The sequence below is a fragment of the Paenibacillus sp. Y951 genome (assembly GCF_056786395.1).
The window spans coordinates 136,155-152,950 of sequence record NZ_JBXCIY010000009.1; the positions used below are offsets into that span (position 1 = coordinate 136,155).

Sequence of the window (16,796 nt, forward strand, 5' to 3'; positions counted from 1 at the left end):
ATTTAGTTTATTAGAGGGAATGATGATGTAGAAATATGCAGAAATATCTTTACAATTAAATACATAAATGTGAAAATGGAATATAGAGATACAAAATATTACGATTATGCTCAAATACAGGGCGTTTACGACTTAATACTCAAAAACTATGAAAAATTTGGTAGAATAATGCTAGAAAGGGGGAGGACAATGGAAGGTGTTGCTAATTACTTGTTCGATCGACTAGTTCGAGAGAACCACACAACGTTAGAACGCTCCAAATTGAATTACGGGATTCGAATTATGCTAACTAATCTAGCGACTATAGTATCCGTATACTCGGTAGCTATATTGTTAGGATGTTTGCTAGAAACGATGATTACTAATGTAGCTTTTTTTCTCATTAGACAGGTTGCTTTAGGGTATCACTTTAAGTCACTATTCCAGTGTATTGGTTACAGCATTATTGGATTTCCGCTTGTAAGTAAGTTAATCACATATGTATCTGTATCAGATTGGATTGTTTACACGATGTTTGCACTTACAGCATTAATTGTTGTTATGATTGCACCTATCGGCACAGTAAAACAGCCAGTATATAATGAGAAGCATCGATTATATTTACGCAAAAGAATTTGGCTGCGACTAGGTGTGCTGTTATTAGCGATATTACTCGTTCCAACCGTTCTCAAACCTTTTATTGCTTTAGGATTAGTGCTTGAATGTACAGTGCTGATCGTCCAAAAAATTATAGTTGGGAGATGTTAGGTATGAGTTTAGTTCACAATGTAATGGGAAAAATGCAGGGGAAAATCGCTGCAGGTGTTATTTTGTTAGCAGGAATTGCTGCCGCAAGCTCTTGTACATTGTTCTTTTTTGAAGAAGAAGTACCACATGACATTCAAGCTAATCTTTCTCAATTCAAATAGGTAATAGGAAAGGCGAAAAATGCGACAGTTTGAAATACTTGCCCATGGCGTGTTAGAGTTTTTTTTCATATTTGGTGGTTTCTTTTATATGATGAGTATTAAACCAACAATGAAAATTGTAGCACTACTTGTTGGAATCGTAGTAATACCTACCTTATTGTTATTAATATGGAGCCCGCAGTGGTTGGTCATTTGCTATTTACTTATTTCGACTGTCGTTATTTTTTGCTATACAACGAAGTCTTTATTGAGCGCAGTTAGTTTGTGTATATTAGTGGTGGGCGGAATAATCGCCGACCACTTTTCGATATTGCTAGACAATTATATGATCGACAGCTTAGGCAATACTTCAATGGTAATCAAGTTAGTAATATTTTGTTTCATCTACATTGTTCTTATTCATTTGTACAAAATGTTTATTCAAAAAGGAAATAAAGTATTGAATGTCCCATGGTTTGTACAACTATCATTAATGATCATTATGATTGTTACTGTAATCGTGATATATCTGAACATCTTTATACCGGCTAATGCTGAAGAGGTTGAATTAGTAAAAGTTAATTTACTTGTGCAAGCGAGTTATTTTATTTCAATGATGATTTTAGGTAGTTTACTAATGTATTACTTCAAAAAACGAAACAGTATACGGCAAAAAGAAATTGAGTTTGAGCAGTTTCTCTATTATATGAAGGAACTCGAGCAGGTGAATCAAGATATGCATAAGTTCAGACATGATTACGTCAATATATTACTGACTATGCGTGGTTTTCTAGATGATAATAATATGGAAGGGCTGAAAAGCTACTTTCATGACCATATCATTAAAGTAGAACAGCAAACATTGCATCATAATCTAATGTTTATGCAGCTGAAAAATATTAAAATTTCTGAATTGAAAGGTTTAATCGCAACCAAGGTTATAGCAGCTGAAAAGTCAAACGTGCTTGTTAATGTAGAGGTGCCCGATGAAATTGTAGATATTAATATGGATATTATTGATCTAGCTCGAATTATTGGAATACTACTTGATAATGCAATTGAAGGTAGTGAAAATATTCCATACGCCAAAATTAATCTAGCTATATTGTTAACGATAGATGGTGATGTTGTTATTGTAATTGAGAATCGAACAAATCTAACAGACATTAATATATCGCGACTATTTGATGAAAACGTATCGACTAAAGGTAGTCAGCGAGGGCTAGGATTATCAACGGTTCGAAGTATCATTAGTAACTACCCGAATACGGTGATAAATACCTCTATTGATAGCGAATGGTTTATTCAAGAGGTAGTTATTGAGACGAGGAGGGTTAGTTAGATGAAGGTTATTATATGTGAAGATGAGTTGGCACAACGACAACTAATACATGCAACGATTATCAATTATGCGATGTTCAGCGAGCCGTCGATTGAGGTTGTATTAAGTTCATCTGGTCCCAATGAAGTGCTTACTTATTTGAAGGATTATCAAGCGGATTGTTTTTTTCTTGATATTGAATTAAATGCGGCGCTAACAGGCATTGATTTGGCCGTGGAGATTAGAAAAAAAGACCCTTTAGCGAATATTATCTTTGTTACGACTCATGCGGAAAAACTAAAATTAACATTTACTTATAAATTGGCTGCACTTGATTTTATTGTGAAGGACAACTATGAAAAATTTACAGAGCAGGTGAAGGAATCGTTACAAGTAGCATTTAATAAATATGTTCAAATCGGTCAAGTAGTTGATACAGACTTTTTCCAAATTAAAGTTGGTGAGAAGATTAAAAACATTCCATATAATAATATTTACTATTTTGAAACGTCTGCTCAGCAACATAAGATCGAGCTACATGAAAAGAATGGTAGATATGAATTTTACGGTAGAATTAAAGAAATAGAAGAAATCAATGGCCCGTTCTACCGTTGTCACAAAAGCTATATTGTAAATATTAATCATGTTAAGGAAGTAGACAAGCGATCGAAGCTACTAACGATGAGCAATGGAGCGTTATGTCCAGTATCATCCCGATTAATGAGAGAGTTGCTAGAGAGAATAGAATTATGATACTAATGTTGAAGTAGCTTCAGACGATCAATTGCTTACATTAGTAACCTGCACGTACGAGATAACGGATGCTAGATTTATTATTCATGCCAAACGGGTACATTCATAGGAGGGCTGTTGCACGAGTAGCATTGCTATTTGTGCAACAGCCCTTTTTGTCGCGGAAAATTTGTAAAGTTAGTATAAATAATAAGCCGTGAGTGCAAAGAATATGAACCGTGTATATGCTACGATATGGTTAACACTTCATGAATGTGAGCTATATTAACAATGTCTGGCAGGGGGAACTGATATGTACGGTTGGCTAGGTTATAAAGTAGGAGCTCCATTAGCCCAATCATGGAAGCATAATAAACATCTGCAAAAAGATATTGAGCGTGAATTTGATGGAATATCAGATACCCGAAAACAATTATTAATTGACTGGACGAATGATACTTGGCATATTATAGATCGACTTTCGGAGCAATGTATAGTGCAGGTGAATCAAGCAGCGCTTCAACCATCAGATTTGACACAGGAATGGTTAACGCCCATGTTACAGAAAGTATATTCGAACTCTATTGATTTCACGGAGTTATTTGTACTGAATGATGCGCTGCAAGCTTTTGCATCGACAGATGAAGAACATCGAAATACTTCTTATGCTGGAAATAGTATATTAGAGCATGCGCTTGACTATCTTCGTCATGCAGAGTGGGAAATTCCGTTATTATTTGGACCTTATGTTGATTCCGTTACACTGAAAATTGGTGCGAGATCATCTTCATTCCATGATGCAGTTACACTGCTATTTATGAAACCTGTTACCTATAATGGGCGACTAATTGCGATACTATGTGGAAGAATACCTAACGATGTCATTGGAGATCTAATCCAGCGTGAAGCAGGGCATGTCTATCCTGATTCTGGTGATAATTATTTATTTATGGCAAAACCTAAATTACTTACACATATTGAGCCCGGGATTGCATTGTCACGGAGTCGGTTTGAAGATAAAACGTTCACGATGGGTGAAAACTTGAAGGACGGTGTAACAACGGATTGGGGGACGGTAACCGTCAAAGAACATACGGAACTGGAATTGAAATTTATAAGTCCAGCGACTAAGGAACTACATCCAGGTGTAGCGAATACGATAAAAAATGGTGCTAATCTGTACGTACAGTTTCCAGCCTATCCAGATTATCGCTATATCCCGGTTGTTGGTAAAGGTTGTACGTTTCAATTGCCTCATTGCCCAGATGTATGGGGGATGATGTGTGAGGGTGACTTTGAAGAGGTATATCGTGTTCGAAGTATAGGAACGAAGCGCAGGCAGATGGAGGCAATAAGTGTTGCTGTTATTGCTGTCTGCTCTGTAGCCATCGTTGGCTTGCTAGGTAATATTATGTCTCCTTGGATCACTGGACTTACTGTAGGTGTCTTTCAACTTATTGCAGGATGGTTCGTACTGCGAATCGTGAAAAATAGAACGGATCAACGAGAAATTGATCAAATTCGTAGAGTGAAGAAGTTTATTCAGAACAATGCCGAAGGTAAAGGTGATCTTACTAAGCGATTAGATCTTTCGAATTTCAATGGTAATGAAATTAAAGATATTGCAAAATGGTTGAATAATATGATGGATTCCTTAGAAGGGGTTATGCTAAGAGTTCGAACAGCAGCAAGTCAAGTATCGGATAGTCAGATGGCCATGAATGAAACGGCAATGGTAACGACGATCTCTACGAGAAAAGTAAGTCATCAAGTAACAGAGATGATCGATAGTATTCATCTGCAACTCGCTGATATTGAACAAGTTCGAGAGATGGCAGATACGATGAGAGAGACATTGAATGTCATTGAAGGACAAGCTGCATCACAAATTAGTATAGCTCAGTCTGAAATTGATCGTATAGGAGATAAAATGCTTGAAATATCCACCAAAGTAAAAGCTACGAATTATTCGATACATAGCTTTGTAGATACGATGCAAGATATTAAAAATGTAATTAGTGTTATTGAAGAAATTTCAGCTCAAACTCATTTATTAGCACTTAATGCTTCTATTGAAGCAGCGCATGTTGGGGAGCAAGGAGCAGGATTTGCGGTCGTTGCAGGTGAGATTAGAAAGTTAGCCAACAATACGAAGAAATCAACTGCGGAAGTACATGCGATTACAGATCGGATTTATAAGGAGGCTCAGAAAGCATATCATATTATTGACGAAGGCAATGGTGTAGTAGAAGAAGGAAATGTACTTGTACACACTGTTGCGGAAGCTTTAAGTGAAGCTAACATGCAAGATATGCGTAAGAGTGAAGTTGTTGACGGGGTAGTTGAATTATTAGAACAAATTGCGCAAGTCAGTAATAAAAATCGCAAAGTATCGACAAGTGTTGGGAAGCGAGTAAATACATTAGCTGATGAAATGTTAGGGGTTCAAGATACAAGTAAGCAAGTGGATATCATTACGAGCCAATTGCAACAACTTGTAGGTCAATTCAAGCTAACAGAGGAACGACTGCGTTAGAGATGAAAAGTAGCATGTGCGAGAGAAAGTTTCTTTAGCGCATGCTACTTTTTGCTGTACGGTGATACTATGATGTTTGTAGTTTTTCTTTGAGCATATGAAGCTGCTCAAGCAGCTCTTCATATTGCTGTTGTTCAATGTGGCAGCTAGCTACTTTACTAGATACGGCATCGGCAATAAGTTGCTGTTGTTCATAGGCTTTACGTTCAAGATGAAGATGAACACGTCGTTCATCTTGTTTGCTACGTTCTTTGCGTAGCCATTGCTGAGCTTCCATCCGATTAAGCATAGGAGTTAATGTACCTGTACCGATACCAAGCGTATCCCCTAACTGCTTAACGGTAACTCCGTCTTCTTCCCACAAAGCTAGCAATACAAGGTATTGCGGATAAGTAAGCTGGAATGGCTGAAGGATATTACTATATAGCTTAGTCATTTGACTAGAAACCTCATAGATGGCAAAGCAAAGTTGCTTATTAAGTGTCAAAAATGAATTCATTGCTTATCATTTGCCGCTATTATTGCAATAAAGCGACAATATCTCCTTCTAATTTACTAGGGTCAGTTGTAGCCGCATAGCGTTTGACGACTTTACCTTGAGCATCGATTAGGAACTTCGCAAAATTCCATTCGATTTTTCTCATTAATAAGCCACGCTTTTCTTCCTTCAAATATTTGAATAATGGATCTGCATCATCACCATTAACTTTAATCTTCGCAAACATTGGGAAGCTCACTCCATAATTAAGCTGGCAAAACTCTGTTGTTTCTTCGATATTGTCAAATTCTTGATTGTTAAATTGGTCACAAGGGAATCCAAGCACGACAAATCCTTTTTCGTGATGGTTTGTATATAGCTCCTGCAAACCTTGGAATTGCGGTGTTAATCCACATTTACTTGCCGTATTAACGATAAGTACAACTTTACCCTCATAATCTTTCAATGAAATCGTATCTCCATTGGGCTTGTTGACGTTGAAATCATAAATAGTTGTCATTGTGATCCTCCTTATTAATTGATATCAATTTAGTGAAATTATTTTAATGATCGTGTACGATTTAATCGTGTGTGATTAATTTACCATAGTGTTAACCAACAATCAATAGTCTTATCATCGACCTGAAATATAGTACATTATTAAATAAAAATAACAATAGTAGTATATTCGAAAAATTATTGAGTATTTTATAATGTGGACAATATTTTTGCATCGTTATATTTAATTAAGACCATTCATTATTCATTAAGGAGAGGGTTACGTAATGAAGAAAGAGTTCAAATTGGTTACTTTACTTCTAGTAGTTATGATGTTTGCAACAATGCTTGCAGCATGTGGGAGTAGCAAAAAGATTGAAATTGGCATTGTTCTACCAACAAAAGATGAAACAAGATGGATACAGGATGAAGAGCGTTTCAAGGCAGCACTTGAAGACTCTAAGTACAATACGGAAATCTTATTTAGCCAAGGTTCTTCTGCAAAAGAAAAAGAAAATGTTGATGCTTTAATTGCAAAAGGAATTAAAGTACTAATTATTTGTCCTTTTGATGGTGATGCAGCTGCAGCAGCAGTGGAAGCAGCTAAGAAAGCCGGCATTAAAGTTATTTCATACGACCGTCTAATTACCAAAACAGATGCTGTTGACTACTATGTAACATTTGATAGCGTGAACGTAGGTAAAGCACAAGCACAATACTTAGTAGACCATACCAAAGGTAACGGCCAACCGCTATATTTATATGCCGGTGCTGCTACTGACAATAACGCATTCTTATTCTTCCAAGGAGCATGGGAAGTGCTACAACCCAAAATTGCAGATGGTACATTCAAAATTGCTAACTCTAGCGAGGCCATTGCACTTCAAGACGTTGCTACACTTGATCGCGAACAAATGAGTAAAATTATTGGTCAAGTAACAACGAACTGGGATCCAAACGAAGCAAAAAACAAAGCACAAACGCATCTAACAGCTGCAGCAGCTGATGGAAAAGGCGATGTAGCTATTCTTGGTCCTAACGACGGTACTTCACGTTCTATCGCCGATGTGTTTGCAACAGACGGTGACATTGCTAGTTATGTAATCTCTGGTCAAGATGCTGAAAAAGCAACTATTCAATACATTATTGATGGTAAGCAATCGATGACTGTATTGAAAGATGTACGTGTCCTTGTGAAAGACGCTATGGATATGGCAGTTGGTATTCTTGATGGTAAAACTCCAGCTACAACAGGTACGTACAACAATGGAGAAGTTGATGTTAAAGCAAAACAAACAGATGTTATTAGTGTAGATAAAACAAATGTAAAAGAAGCTATGGTTGATTCGGGCTACTATGAAGCTAAAGAATTTACTGGGCTATAAAAAAGTCTAGGACTTATAGCTACAGCGGAATAGTGATAAAAAAGTATATCGCTATTCCGCTATTCTAGCGTCCAGTAACGTTAAGGAGTGCTGAATATTATGGGCAAATATATATTAGAGATGAATAATATTTCTAAACATTTTACTGGTGTTAAAGCATTAAGTAATGTGAACTTTAAGGTTGAAGAAGGTGAAATACATTGCTTAATAGGTGAGAATGGAGCGGGAAAATCTACACTTATGAAAGTGCTTAGTGGAGTATATCCGCATGGAACATACTCTGGCGATATTGTGTATCAAGGGCAAGTACAACAATTTCAGAAAATTAAGGATAGTGTAAAGAACGGGATTTCCATTATTTATCAAGAATTAGCGCTTTTCCCTGATCTAACTGTCTATGAAAATATTTATGCAGGAAATGAAGTGAAGGGTCGATTCGGGGTTGATTGGAACAAAACGATTGTACAAGCGAATCAAATGCTTAACAATGTAAAATTAACGGTCAATCCTGCCATGCTTGTCAAAGATCTTGGTGTTGGTAAACAACAATTGGTGGAAATTGCAAAGACGTTAAGTAAGGAAGTGAAGCTGCTTATTTTGGATGAACCTACAGCTGCACTTAATGAAGATGACAGTGAAAATTTGTTGATATTACTGAAAGAACTTAAAACACAAGGAATTACTTGTATTATGATTTCCCATAAGTTAAAGGAAGTCATTGCGATTGCTGATAAAGCAACGATTCTTCGCGACGGACATACCATTTGTACTTTGGACGCGAAAAAAAATGAAATTACTGAAGAAGTTATTATTAAAAATATGGTTGGACGAGAGATTGATGATATCTTTCCAAAGCGTGAACATAAAAATATTTGTGAAACGGTGTTAGAAGTTAAAAATTGGTCAGCATATGATGCTACGCTAGGTCGAAATGTTGTAAAAAACGCAAACATCTATGTACGAAAAGGCGAAATTGTGGGTATTGCAGGATTAATGGGTTCTGGTCGTACAGAATTAGCGCAAAGTATTTTTGGAAATCCGAAATCATATAAATTGCAAGGTGAACTAATAATGAAAGGGAAATCAGGTCAGTTCAAGCATCCACAGGACGCAATAAAAGCTGGTATTGCTTATGTAACTGAAGATCGTAAAGGAAATGGTCTATTTCTTTTGCAAGATATCAAGCAAAATATATCAGCAGCAAATCTAGTAAAGATTTCTAGTCGGGGTGTGATTAATATGAATGAAGAAGTGAAAATTTCTAAGCAATATAAAGATTCACTTAATATTAAAGCACCTTCAGTAGAGCAGTTGGTAGGCAATCTCAGTGGTGGCAATCAACAAAAAGTAAGTTTAGGTAAATGGTTGTATGTTAAACCTAACGTCCTTATTTTAGATGAGCCTACGCGTGGGATAGATGTAGGAGCGAAGTTTGAAATATATACGATTATGAATCAGTTAATACAAGAAGGAATGAGTATTATTATGATCTCATCTGAATTGAACGAAGTATTAGGTATGAGTGATCGTATCTATGTTATGGCCGAGGGGTCAATAAAGGGTGAATTATCAATTGAAGATGCTAGCCAGGAAAAGGTTATGGAGTTAGCTACGCAATAACAGATACTTTTCGTTTCTATGACGAATATCAAGAAGCCAACGAAAAGTTTTAGCTTATACTTACGAAGATACTTTTCGTTGCTTTGAAGTATATCAAGAAGTTAACGAAAAGTTTTAGGAGGTTAATGTTTATGAAATTAATGCATGAAGCCAAAGCGATGCTGAAAACAAATATACGTGAATACGGAATGTATATTGCATTATTTGTTATCATGCTAACGTTCACTATATTAACGGATGGATTATTTATTTCCTCCCGTAATATTAGTAACTTATTAGATGCTACAGGGTATATTGCTGTACTAGCAGTGGGTATGACGTTAGTCATTGTTATTAGACATATCGATCTGTCTGTCGGATTTGCAGCAGGATTTTTGGGAGCGATTGCAGCAATATTGTTAACCCAATTAGGCGTTCCAGTCATTATTACTATTCCAGTTATTCTTGTGTTAGGAATTGTCGTTGGTTTCTTCAATGGGTATCTCGTTGCATCCATTGGAATTCCTTCGTTCGTTGCATCTCTAGCGGCCATGTTAATATTCCGTGGTGCATTACTGCGTGTTACTGAAAAGTCAGGCACTATTAGTATTAAAGACGAAACATTTAATGCACTTGGAAATGGATACATACCTGCGATCATGAAAGTAATGCATTTGAATTTATTATCATTGATTATTGGAGCTATTATTATTGTATTGTATATTGTTAGTGAATTTTCCAAACGTAAAAACAAACAAAAGTACAATTTTGAAGTCATGTCAACAGGTATGTTTGCTATTAAATTAGTATTTATTTCTGTCATTATTGCGTATATTACTTATATTCTCGCGGGTTATAACGGCTTCTCGTGGACGGTCATCATTATGTTAATCGTAGCAGTTATTTATCATTTCTTAACGACATCGACTGTAATAGGAAGACATATCTATGCTGTAGGAAGTAACCCTGAAGCGGCACATCTAAGCGGTATTAACGTAAAGAAGATTACTTATTTTGTCTTTGGTTCTATGGGTTTACTATCCGCTCTATCAGGCATATTATTCACTGCTCGTCTACAATCGGCAACAACAACAGCGGGAACATTGTTTGAACTTGATGCGATTGCAGCGGCCTATGTAGGCGGTGTATCGGCTGCAGGTGGTGTTGGGAAAGTAACAGGCTCAATTATTGGCGCTATCGTAATGGCATCTCTTATAAGTGGTATGAATCTACTAGGAGTCGGAATCTCATATCAATATATGATTCGTGGCGGTGTACTAGCTGTTGCTGTAATATTTGATATTGTCACGCGTAGAAAGCGTGCTTGAATCTACACAAACTAAATACACCTTCAATTTGTAATGGTATTATAAGATACTATTGCAAATTGAAGGTGTATTTTTAGCATATTATAAATTTTTGTGTTATTTTACAATTGAATGATGTTTTATTAAATAATACAATTATAATAATAGCAAGTTTTTACTAATGATTGAGAATAAGGGGGAATGAGGATGACAACGATAAAAGGAAATATGACAACTACACTCGAAAAGTGGAGCTATGGAGGCTTTTCATTCGGACAAAATTTAATGTATATGCTTCAGATTCAATTTCTTACGTTTTTCTATACAGAAGAAGTAGGTTTATCTTTAGGTGCTACAGCGACGTTGCTGTTGATCGCTAAATTATGGGATGCATTTAATGATCCTATTATGGGAGCAATTGTAGATAAGTTACACTTCAAATCAGGAAAATACATACCTTGGCTGAAATACACAAGTATTATTGTTCCGCTCACCATGTTATTTGCGTTTGTAAATATAGATGCTAGTTATTCTATGAAACTAGTATTTGCTTACATTACCTATATTATGTGGGGGATGGCATACACTGTCTCTGATTCACCAATGTTTTCGTTATCAACAGTAATGACTAAACATGTATACGAACGAGATCAACTAATTGCGATAGCACGTATGACGGGAGCCATTGCTGCGATTCTAACAGCTGGATTTATGATGTTAGTGGGTTCATTGGGTTGGCTTGGTGCAATGGCTATTTATTGTGTAGCATCAATAATTACGATGATGCCTTTACCTTTTGTAGCGAAAGAGCGAGTCGTATACAAAGCGCAGAATACATCATTCGTACAAATATTTAAGTACCTGTTGCGTAATAAATACTTTTTTATTTTCTTTATCGGTTATTTACTAATGAGTACGACAAATACACTCCAAACGATCGCAGCATACTTTGCGAAATCTAATCTTGGTGATGAAGGAATGCTCACCATATTGTTAGCGGTGCTAGTGCTGCCAATTATTATCGTTTCACCACTATTGCCTAAGCTAATAGCTGCTTTCGGAAAAAAACGTCTAACTATCTATTGTTCATTCCTCGTTATTATTCTTTCGCTCATTCAGTATGCGGTAGGTTATAATAACTTTACACTGTTTCTTGTCATTGCAGCTATTCGTGTGCTCTGTATGCAAATTCCTCTACTATTATATGGAATGTTTACAGCAGATTGTATTGAGTATGGTAATGCCATTACTGGACAACGTACAGTAGGAGTTGCATTTTCAGTTCAGACAATGTTTACGAAGCTTGCAGGTGCGCTATCCTCTACATTATGTCTAGCTTTACTTTCTTATTATGGATATGTTAATCAAAGTGTTTCGCAAAGTGAGGAAGCATTACACGGCATATGGGTGATTTTCACCTTAGTTCCGATTATAGGTTATGTCGTAATGTTAATTGCGATGTATTTCTATCGTCTTGATGAGAAAATGGTTTCCACGTATATGATCAAAAATCAGACAGGCATTGAAGGATAGGAATGATAGAGTAGATGGAACGCAATGTTATGAAATCTAGGAGGTAAGACAGCATGTTAGTTAAAGAGTTAATGGAGTTATTAATAGCTCCTGTAGGCAAGTTAGCTCATACTGTTGATGGAATTATCATTGGCGATGGCAATGAAGAAGTTAGAGCGATTGGGACTACATTTATATGTAGTTATGAAGTTATTGAAAAGGCTATTGATAAAGGGATAAATGTCATTATTTCACATGAATCGATTTACTATCAACATCATGATAATTATGCTCAATTCGGTGATAGTAAAGTAATCGAGCAGAAGCTTGAACTTCTACGTAAACATAATATACAGGTTATTCGTTTCCATGATTATGCACATGGCTACGTCCCTGATATTATTTCGGCTGGGTTTCTTGACGTATTGGAATGGTCTTCTTATGCAGCGCAAGAGCAAGCAGATTTATTACATTTACCACAACAATCGGTGGGACAAATTGCTAGGCACTTGAAAAACCGTCTGGCAATAGACCATATCCAGCTTATAGGTCATCAAGATCAGTTATGTTCAAACGTTTGGTTACGTCTAGGATTCCGTGGGAATGGTGACAACTGTATCCCTGCATATGAGCAAGGGAACGTACAATTAATTATCGCTGGTGAAGGATTGGAATGGGAAACTCCAGAGTATATAAGAGATGCTAATGTACTAGGGAAAGATATTGCTATGCTTATTGTAGGTCATCAGAAGAGTGAGGAAGCGGGGATGAGATTTTTGGCTCGTCAATTACAACTTCAGTTACCACAATTGTCAATTACACATATTGACCAGGAGGCGGCTATTCAATATGTGTAGCGACAATACGATACTCATGTATTGATATTATTTGTCTAACTTTTCAAGCTTGCGATCTAAGAAAAAATTACCAAATGGTATAAATGCTACTGCGAAACAAAGTACTGTCCATATGAAGTTCCAACGTGTCTTTATCGTTGCATAAATAATGCTAGCACCATACACGACAACGATACCACCATGAATTCTACCGACAATACTAACAACTTCCGGAATATCCATCCAGTATTTCAGAGGCATACCAATACAAACAAGAATGATAAGTGATAGACCGTCCAGCAGTCCAGCTAATCTTAATTTACCTATAGGTGTTTTTAGCATAAGATCTCCTTTAATATGTTGTATAATTGTAGTATAGCGACAGATTGCTTAGAGAAGCTAGGCAAGCTGTGACAATATTATTATTTTTCGATAAGATAATGAAAAAAGGTCATAGATGATAACAACTATGATTTGCTTCCTATTACGAAACTGGTATAATTCTAATGTAGAAGAAATAAGTCCATACATACCATATTGAAATGAATGAAGGAGGTAATTACATGTTTACTGGAATGTCGCATACGCATTCTGCAGCTTGGCTAATTATGATTATATTGTTCTTGGTCAGTTATTTTGTGAAAAAAGAAAAAGTGAAAAAAGTAACACATATGATTTTACGACTATTCTATCTAATTCAGATTTTTTCTGGTGGCTATATGTTCTTCCAAGGTGAATATTCTCGTGTATTCGACTTGAAAATCGTATTAGCGATTATACTTATTGGTATGATGGAAATGATCTTAGTTCGTCAAAGAAAAGGTAAAAGCACATTGCCATTTTGGATTATTTTTGCAGTGCTACTAGTAGTTGTTGTATTAATTGGATATGGCGTTATCGCGTTCTAATAATATGAATACGATAATCATAATTGAGCTAGAAAGATATTGCTATAACAGCAAATTTTTCTAGCTTTTTTTGTCGTTACGATAGGTTAAGTTTGTTATTAGTTACAATTGAGAAGTTTCCAGTAAAATGATAATATTTACAGAAGTGTTATGGAAAAATAGGAATATTTAACCTATAGAGAGCGATTATTCGGATAGGGCTGGAATGGAGTGGTTGGGCATGGAGATTGCTACATCGCAAATACAAATATCCTCGAATATTTGGAATAAAAACTTTATGATTGCTCAATTAAATGCTAGCTACCAATTTACTAGTAGAAATGAGATGTTTCAGCAGTTTATTGCGACATATGGTATGGACACAATAGAGAGAGAAATCGGACATATATTTACAGTGTTTGACATACGACTCAAGCACCAACAAGCTTGGAGCGACGTATGGAATACAGTTAATGAAGTAGGTCACTGGAATGGATATCTTATTTACTCACACTCGGAAAAGCGATTAGCAAAAGCTGAAGTAACGATTGCTGTTGAAGAGAATACAGAACTTGAAGATCAAAAAGATGTACAATCAGCCTATGTCATTATGGGACAGGATCGTACTGATTTGTTCAATGATCAAGCGGATTACGATAAACAATTAAGAAATTTAATAGATTTGAAGAATGCATTTGACTCAGCATCTATTATTGCTGTTACAGATAGTAGTGGTGTTATTACATATGTTAATGATATGTTCTGTCGTGTTTCACAATATAGTAAATATGAATTGTTAGGGAAGACGCATAGATTAATTAACTCTAAACATCACTCAAAACATTTTTTCGCAAAAATGTGGAATACAATTATGGAAGGAAAAGTATGGCGTGGAGAATTGAAAAATCGAGCGAAGGATGGCAGTACCTATTGGATGAATACTACGATCGTACCTTTTCTCGATGATCAAGGAAAACCATATCAATATGTCTCCATCCGTTCTGATATCTCAGACCGAGTGATTGCAGAAACTGAACTTGCCGAAGTATTGCAATATGATTTCAGGCGTACTATTAAAAATTTGCAAAATTGTATTTTCAAATTAACGCGTGATCAAAAGCAAAGAATTGTATTCACATTAAGTGAAGGTAGAATAGCTGAACAACTTGGCATTACAACGGAGCAAATAGAAAATATGTGGATTAAGGAAGTTTGGCAAGAACAATTTCATCATATAGAGAATTATTTCGAAGAAGCTTTTCACGGGAGAAGTCATCAATTCGAGATGCGATATGCTAAGCGCTACTATTATATCTCGTTATCTCCTGTAATAGAGGATGGGATTGTGATCGAAGTCGTCGGCTCGATGATTGATATTACAGAGCGCAAGGAAGCTGAAGCAACGATTCATGTGATGGCTCATTATGATTCATTAACGAATCTCCCGAATCGAACATCATTCAATAGGGCGCTTGCGGATGTTATATTTAACGCTCAAGAACGGGGTAGTAAAGTTGCTGTACTGTTTATGGATTTGGATCGATTCAAAACGGTTAATGATACGATGGGGCACTCAGCTGGAGATAAGCTGCTTCAAAATGTTGCATTGCGCTTATCAGACAGTCTAGCGGGAGTTGGATATGTATCACGTCAAGGTGGTGATGAGTTCACGATCTATCTTGATAATGCTGATCTTGTAAAGGTGGACAATCTAGCGACACAGATTATTACGGATATGGCAGAACCATTTATCATTAATGAAACAGAAGTATTTATTTCCCCTAGCATTGGCATTAGTATGTACCCTGAGGATGGGCTAACGATTGAGATATTATTGAAAAATGCGGACGCTGCGATGTATGCGGCAAAGGAAAAAGGGAAAAACAATTATCAATTTTTCACCATACAATTACATGATAAGATCTCTAGTCGTCATGAGCTTGAACGAGATTTACGACGGGCAATTGAAAGAGAAGAATTGGAATTATGGTATCAGCCAAAAGTTAATTTACGAAGTAATGAACTGATCGGTATGGAAGCTTTAATTAGATGGAATCACCCTGTTCGAGGAATGATCATGCCTAATCAATTCATTCATATTGCGGAAGAAACCAATCTTATTGTACCTATCGGTGAATGGGTATTGCGTGAAGCATGTCGTCAGATGAAGAGTTGGCATGACCAAGGAATTACAGATATTAATGTAGCCGTTAACATTAGCCTAAAGCAGTTTATGTATGATGATTTCCCTACATTGATTTCAACAGTCTTGAATGAAGTTGGTCTCCTACCGCAATATTTAGAACTTGAAATTACGGAAAGTATAACGCAAAATGTGCAGAATTCAATTAAGGTGTTAAATAAAATCAAACAGCTCGGAGTAAATATTAGTATAGATGATTTTGGCACTGGTTACAGTTCATTAAGTTATCTTAGTCAATTTCCGATTGATCGTTTGAAGATTGATCAATCGTTTGTAAGAAATTTGAATGACAATAATCGGGTTATTATTCGTACGATAATAGATATTGCCAATCATATGGGGATTGCTGTTGTTGCTGAAGGTGTAGAGACTATTGAACAAGTTGAATTTTTGCAGCAATTGAAGTGCAAGGAAGCGCAAGGGTATTATTATAGTAGGCCGTTACAAAAAAAAGATGCGAATGATTATATTAGTATTCATAAAGAAATAACGATTTATTAATGGGAATGACGAATAGCTTCTGTTAGTTGGTAGTAAAATATAACCAATTAGCAGAAGCTTTAAATTTCACTAAAGGATAAAGAAGTTGTACAATATACAATAAAATAAAGTTTT

At 36.0% G+C, this 16,796-nt stretch carries 15 protein-coding genes; 12 read left to right on the top strand and 3 right to left on the bottom strand.

Annotated features, from left to right (window positions below; translation table 11 throughout):
• The first annotated feature begins 189 nt into the window (after nucleotides 1–189).
• From AC1TPB_RS14655 to AC1TPB_RS14675, 5 genes are all read left to right on the top strand, one after another.
• A complete protein-coding gene (locus tag AC1TPB_RS14655) occupies nucleotides 190–747 on the top strand; it encodes an accessory gene regulator B family protein (RefSeq protein WP_482077187.1) in 558 nt (185 codons plus the stop codon).
• A 2-nt stretch (nucleotides 748–749) separates the two neighbouring features.
• Nucleotides 750–908, top strand: a complete 159-nt coding sequence (locus AC1TPB_RS14660; RefSeq protein WP_482061967.1) for a hypothetical protein — start codon at nucleotides 750–752, stop codon at nucleotides 906–908.
• A 19-nt stretch (nucleotides 909–927) separates the two neighbouring features.
• A complete protein-coding gene (locus AC1TPB_RS14665; protein WP_482077188.1) occupies nucleotides 928–2,229 on the top strand; it encodes a sensor histidine kinase in 1,302 nt (433 codons plus the stop codon).
• A complete protein-coding gene (locus AC1TPB_RS14670; protein WP_482077189.1) occupies nucleotides 2,230–2,961 on the top strand; it encodes a LytR/AlgR family response regulator transcription factor in 732 nt (243 codons plus the stop codon). It abuts the gene before it with no gap.
• A gap of 292 nt (nucleotides 2,962–3,253) precedes the next feature.
• On the top strand, nucleotides 3,254–5,476 hold the full coding sequence (locus AC1TPB_RS14675; RefSeq protein WP_482077190.1) for a methyl-accepting chemotaxis protein: 2,223 nt from the start codon (nucleotides 3,254–3,256) through the stop codon (nucleotides 5,474–5,476).
• Between the two features lie 67 nt (nucleotides 5,477–5,543).
• Here AC1TPB_RS14675 and AC1TPB_RS14680 read toward each other — a convergent pair whose 3' ends face one another.
• Both AC1TPB_RS14680 and AC1TPB_RS14685 read right to left on the bottom strand, forming a co-directional pair.
• Complete coding sequence (locus AC1TPB_RS14680) at nucleotides 5,544–5,912, bottom strand: MarR family winged helix-turn-helix transcriptional regulator (RefSeq protein ID WP_482077191.1); 369 nt, start codon at nucleotides 5,910–5,912, stop codon at nucleotides 5,544–5,546.
• 82 nt (nucleotides 5,913–5,994) lie between these two features.
• Nucleotides 5,995–6,474 (bottom strand): glutathione peroxidase, encoded by a 480-nt coding sequence (locus tag AC1TPB_RS14685; protein WP_482061973.1) that lies wholly within the window; start codon nucleotides 6,472–6,474, stop codon nucleotides 5,995–5,997.
• 265 nt (nucleotides 6,475–6,739) lie between these two features.
• Between AC1TPB_RS14685 and AC1TPB_RS14690 the strand changes: the two genes are divergently transcribed.
• The 5 genes from AC1TPB_RS14690 (at nucleotide 6,740) to AC1TPB_RS14710 (ending at nucleotide 13,112) form a co-directional block, all read left to right on the top strand.
• Entirely contained in the window at nucleotides 6,740–7,837 is a 1,098-nt protein-coding gene (locus AC1TPB_RS14690) for a sugar ABC transporter substrate-binding protein (protein ID WP_482077192.1), read from the top strand.
• Between the two features lie 99 nt (nucleotides 7,838–7,936).
• Nucleotides 7,937–9,457: an ATP-binding cassette domain-containing protein gene (locus AC1TPB_RS14695; protein WP_482077193.1), complete on the top strand. Its 1,521-nt coding sequence runs from the start codon at nucleotides 7,937–7,939 to the stop codon at nucleotides 9,455–9,457.
• A gap of 131 nt (nucleotides 9,458–9,588) precedes the next feature.
• A complete protein-coding gene (locus AC1TPB_RS14700; RefSeq protein ID WP_482077194.1) occupies nucleotides 9,589–10,764 on the top strand; it encodes a sugar ABC transporter permease in 1,176 nt (391 codons plus the stop codon).
• Between the two features lie 186 nt (nucleotides 10,765–10,950).
• Nucleotides 10,951–12,276 (top strand): MFS transporter, encoded by a 1,326-nt coding sequence (locus AC1TPB_RS14705; protein ID WP_482077195.1) that lies wholly within the window; start codon nucleotides 10,951–10,953, stop codon nucleotides 12,274–12,276.
• A 53-nt stretch (nucleotides 12,277–12,329) separates the two neighbouring features.
• A complete protein-coding gene (locus tag AC1TPB_RS14710) occupies nucleotides 12,330–13,112 on the top strand; it encodes a Nif3-like dinuclear metal center hexameric protein (RefSeq protein ID WP_482077196.1) in 783 nt (260 codons plus the stop codon).
• Between the two features lie 27 nt (nucleotides 13,113–13,139).
• Here AC1TPB_RS14710 and AC1TPB_RS14715 read toward each other — a convergent pair whose 3' ends face one another.
• Nucleotides 13,140–13,433 carry a DUF3817 domain-containing protein gene (locus tag AC1TPB_RS14715; RefSeq protein WP_482061979.1) on the bottom strand — a complete coding sequence of 98 codons (294 nt, stop codon included), beginning with the start codon at nucleotides 13,431–13,433 and terminating at the stop codon, nucleotides 13,140–13,142.
• A 221-nt stretch (nucleotides 13,434–13,654) separates the two neighbouring features.
• Between AC1TPB_RS14715 and AC1TPB_RS14720 the strand changes: the two genes are divergently transcribed.
• Both AC1TPB_RS14720 and AC1TPB_RS14725 read left to right on the top strand, forming a co-directional pair.
• On the top strand, nucleotides 13,655–13,999 hold the full coding sequence (locus tag AC1TPB_RS14720) for a DUF1516 family protein (protein WP_482077197.1): 345 nt from the start codon (nucleotides 13,655–13,657) through the stop codon (nucleotides 13,997–13,999).
• 220 nt (nucleotides 14,000–14,219) lie between these two features.
• Entirely contained in the window at nucleotides 14,220–16,682 is a 2,463-nt protein-coding gene (locus tag AC1TPB_RS14725; protein ID WP_482077198.1) for a putative bifunctional diguanylate cyclase/phosphodiesterase, read from the top strand.
• Nucleotides 16,683–16,796 lie beyond the last annotated feature (114 nt).

Coding starts and splice junctions, on each gene's coding strand:
- AC1TPB_RS14655 (WP_482077187.1), top strand. CDS start 190: ATGGAAGGTGTTGCTAATTACTTGTTCGATCGACTAGTTCGAGAGAAC.
- AC1TPB_RS14660 (WP_482061967.1), top strand. CDS start 750: ATGAGTTTAGTTCACAATGTAATGGGAAAAATGCAGGGGAAAATCGCT.
- AC1TPB_RS14665 (WP_482077188.1), top strand. CDS start 928: ATGCGACAGTTTGAAATACTTGCCCATGGCGTGTTAGAGTTTTTTTTC.
- AC1TPB_RS14670 (WP_482077189.1), top strand. CDS start 2,230: ATGAAGGTTATTATATGTGAAGATGAGTTGGCACAACGACAACTAATA.
- AC1TPB_RS14675 (WP_482077190.1), top strand. CDS start 3,254: ATGTACGGTTGGCTAGGTTATAAAGTAGGAGCTCCATTAGCCCAATCA.
- AC1TPB_RS14680 (WP_482077191.1), bottom strand. CDS start 5,912: ATGACTAAGCTATATAGTAATATCCTTCAGCCATTCCAGCTTACTTAT.
- AC1TPB_RS14685 (WP_482061973.1), bottom strand. CDS start 6,474: ATGACAACTATTTATGATTTCAACGTCAACAAGCCCAATGGAGATACG.
- AC1TPB_RS14690 (WP_482077192.1), top strand. CDS start 6,740: ATGAAGAAAGAGTTCAAATTGGTTACTTTACTTCTAGTAGTTATGATG.
- AC1TPB_RS14695 (WP_482077193.1), top strand. CDS start 7,937: ATGGGCAAATATATATTAGAGATGAATAATATTTCTAAACATTTTACT.
- AC1TPB_RS14700 (WP_482077194.1), top strand. CDS start 9,589: ATGAAATTAATGCATGAAGCCAAAGCGATGCTGAAAACAAATATACGT.
- AC1TPB_RS14705 (WP_482077195.1), top strand. CDS start 10,951: ATGACAACGATAAAAGGAAATATGACAACTACACTCGAAAAGTGGAGC.
- AC1TPB_RS14710 (WP_482077196.1), top strand. CDS start 12,330: ATGTTAGTTAAAGAGTTAATGGAGTTATTAATAGCTCCTGTAGGCAAG.
- AC1TPB_RS14715 (WP_482061979.1), bottom strand. CDS start 13,433: ATGCTAAAAACACCTATAGGTAAATTAAGATTAGCTGGACTGCTGGAC.
- AC1TPB_RS14720 (WP_482077197.1), top strand. CDS start 13,655: ATGTTTACTGGAATGTCGCATACGCATTCTGCAGCTTGGCTAATTATG.
- AC1TPB_RS14725 (WP_482077198.1), top strand. CDS start 14,220: ATGGAGATTGCTACATCGCAAATACAAATATCCTCGAATATTTGGAAT.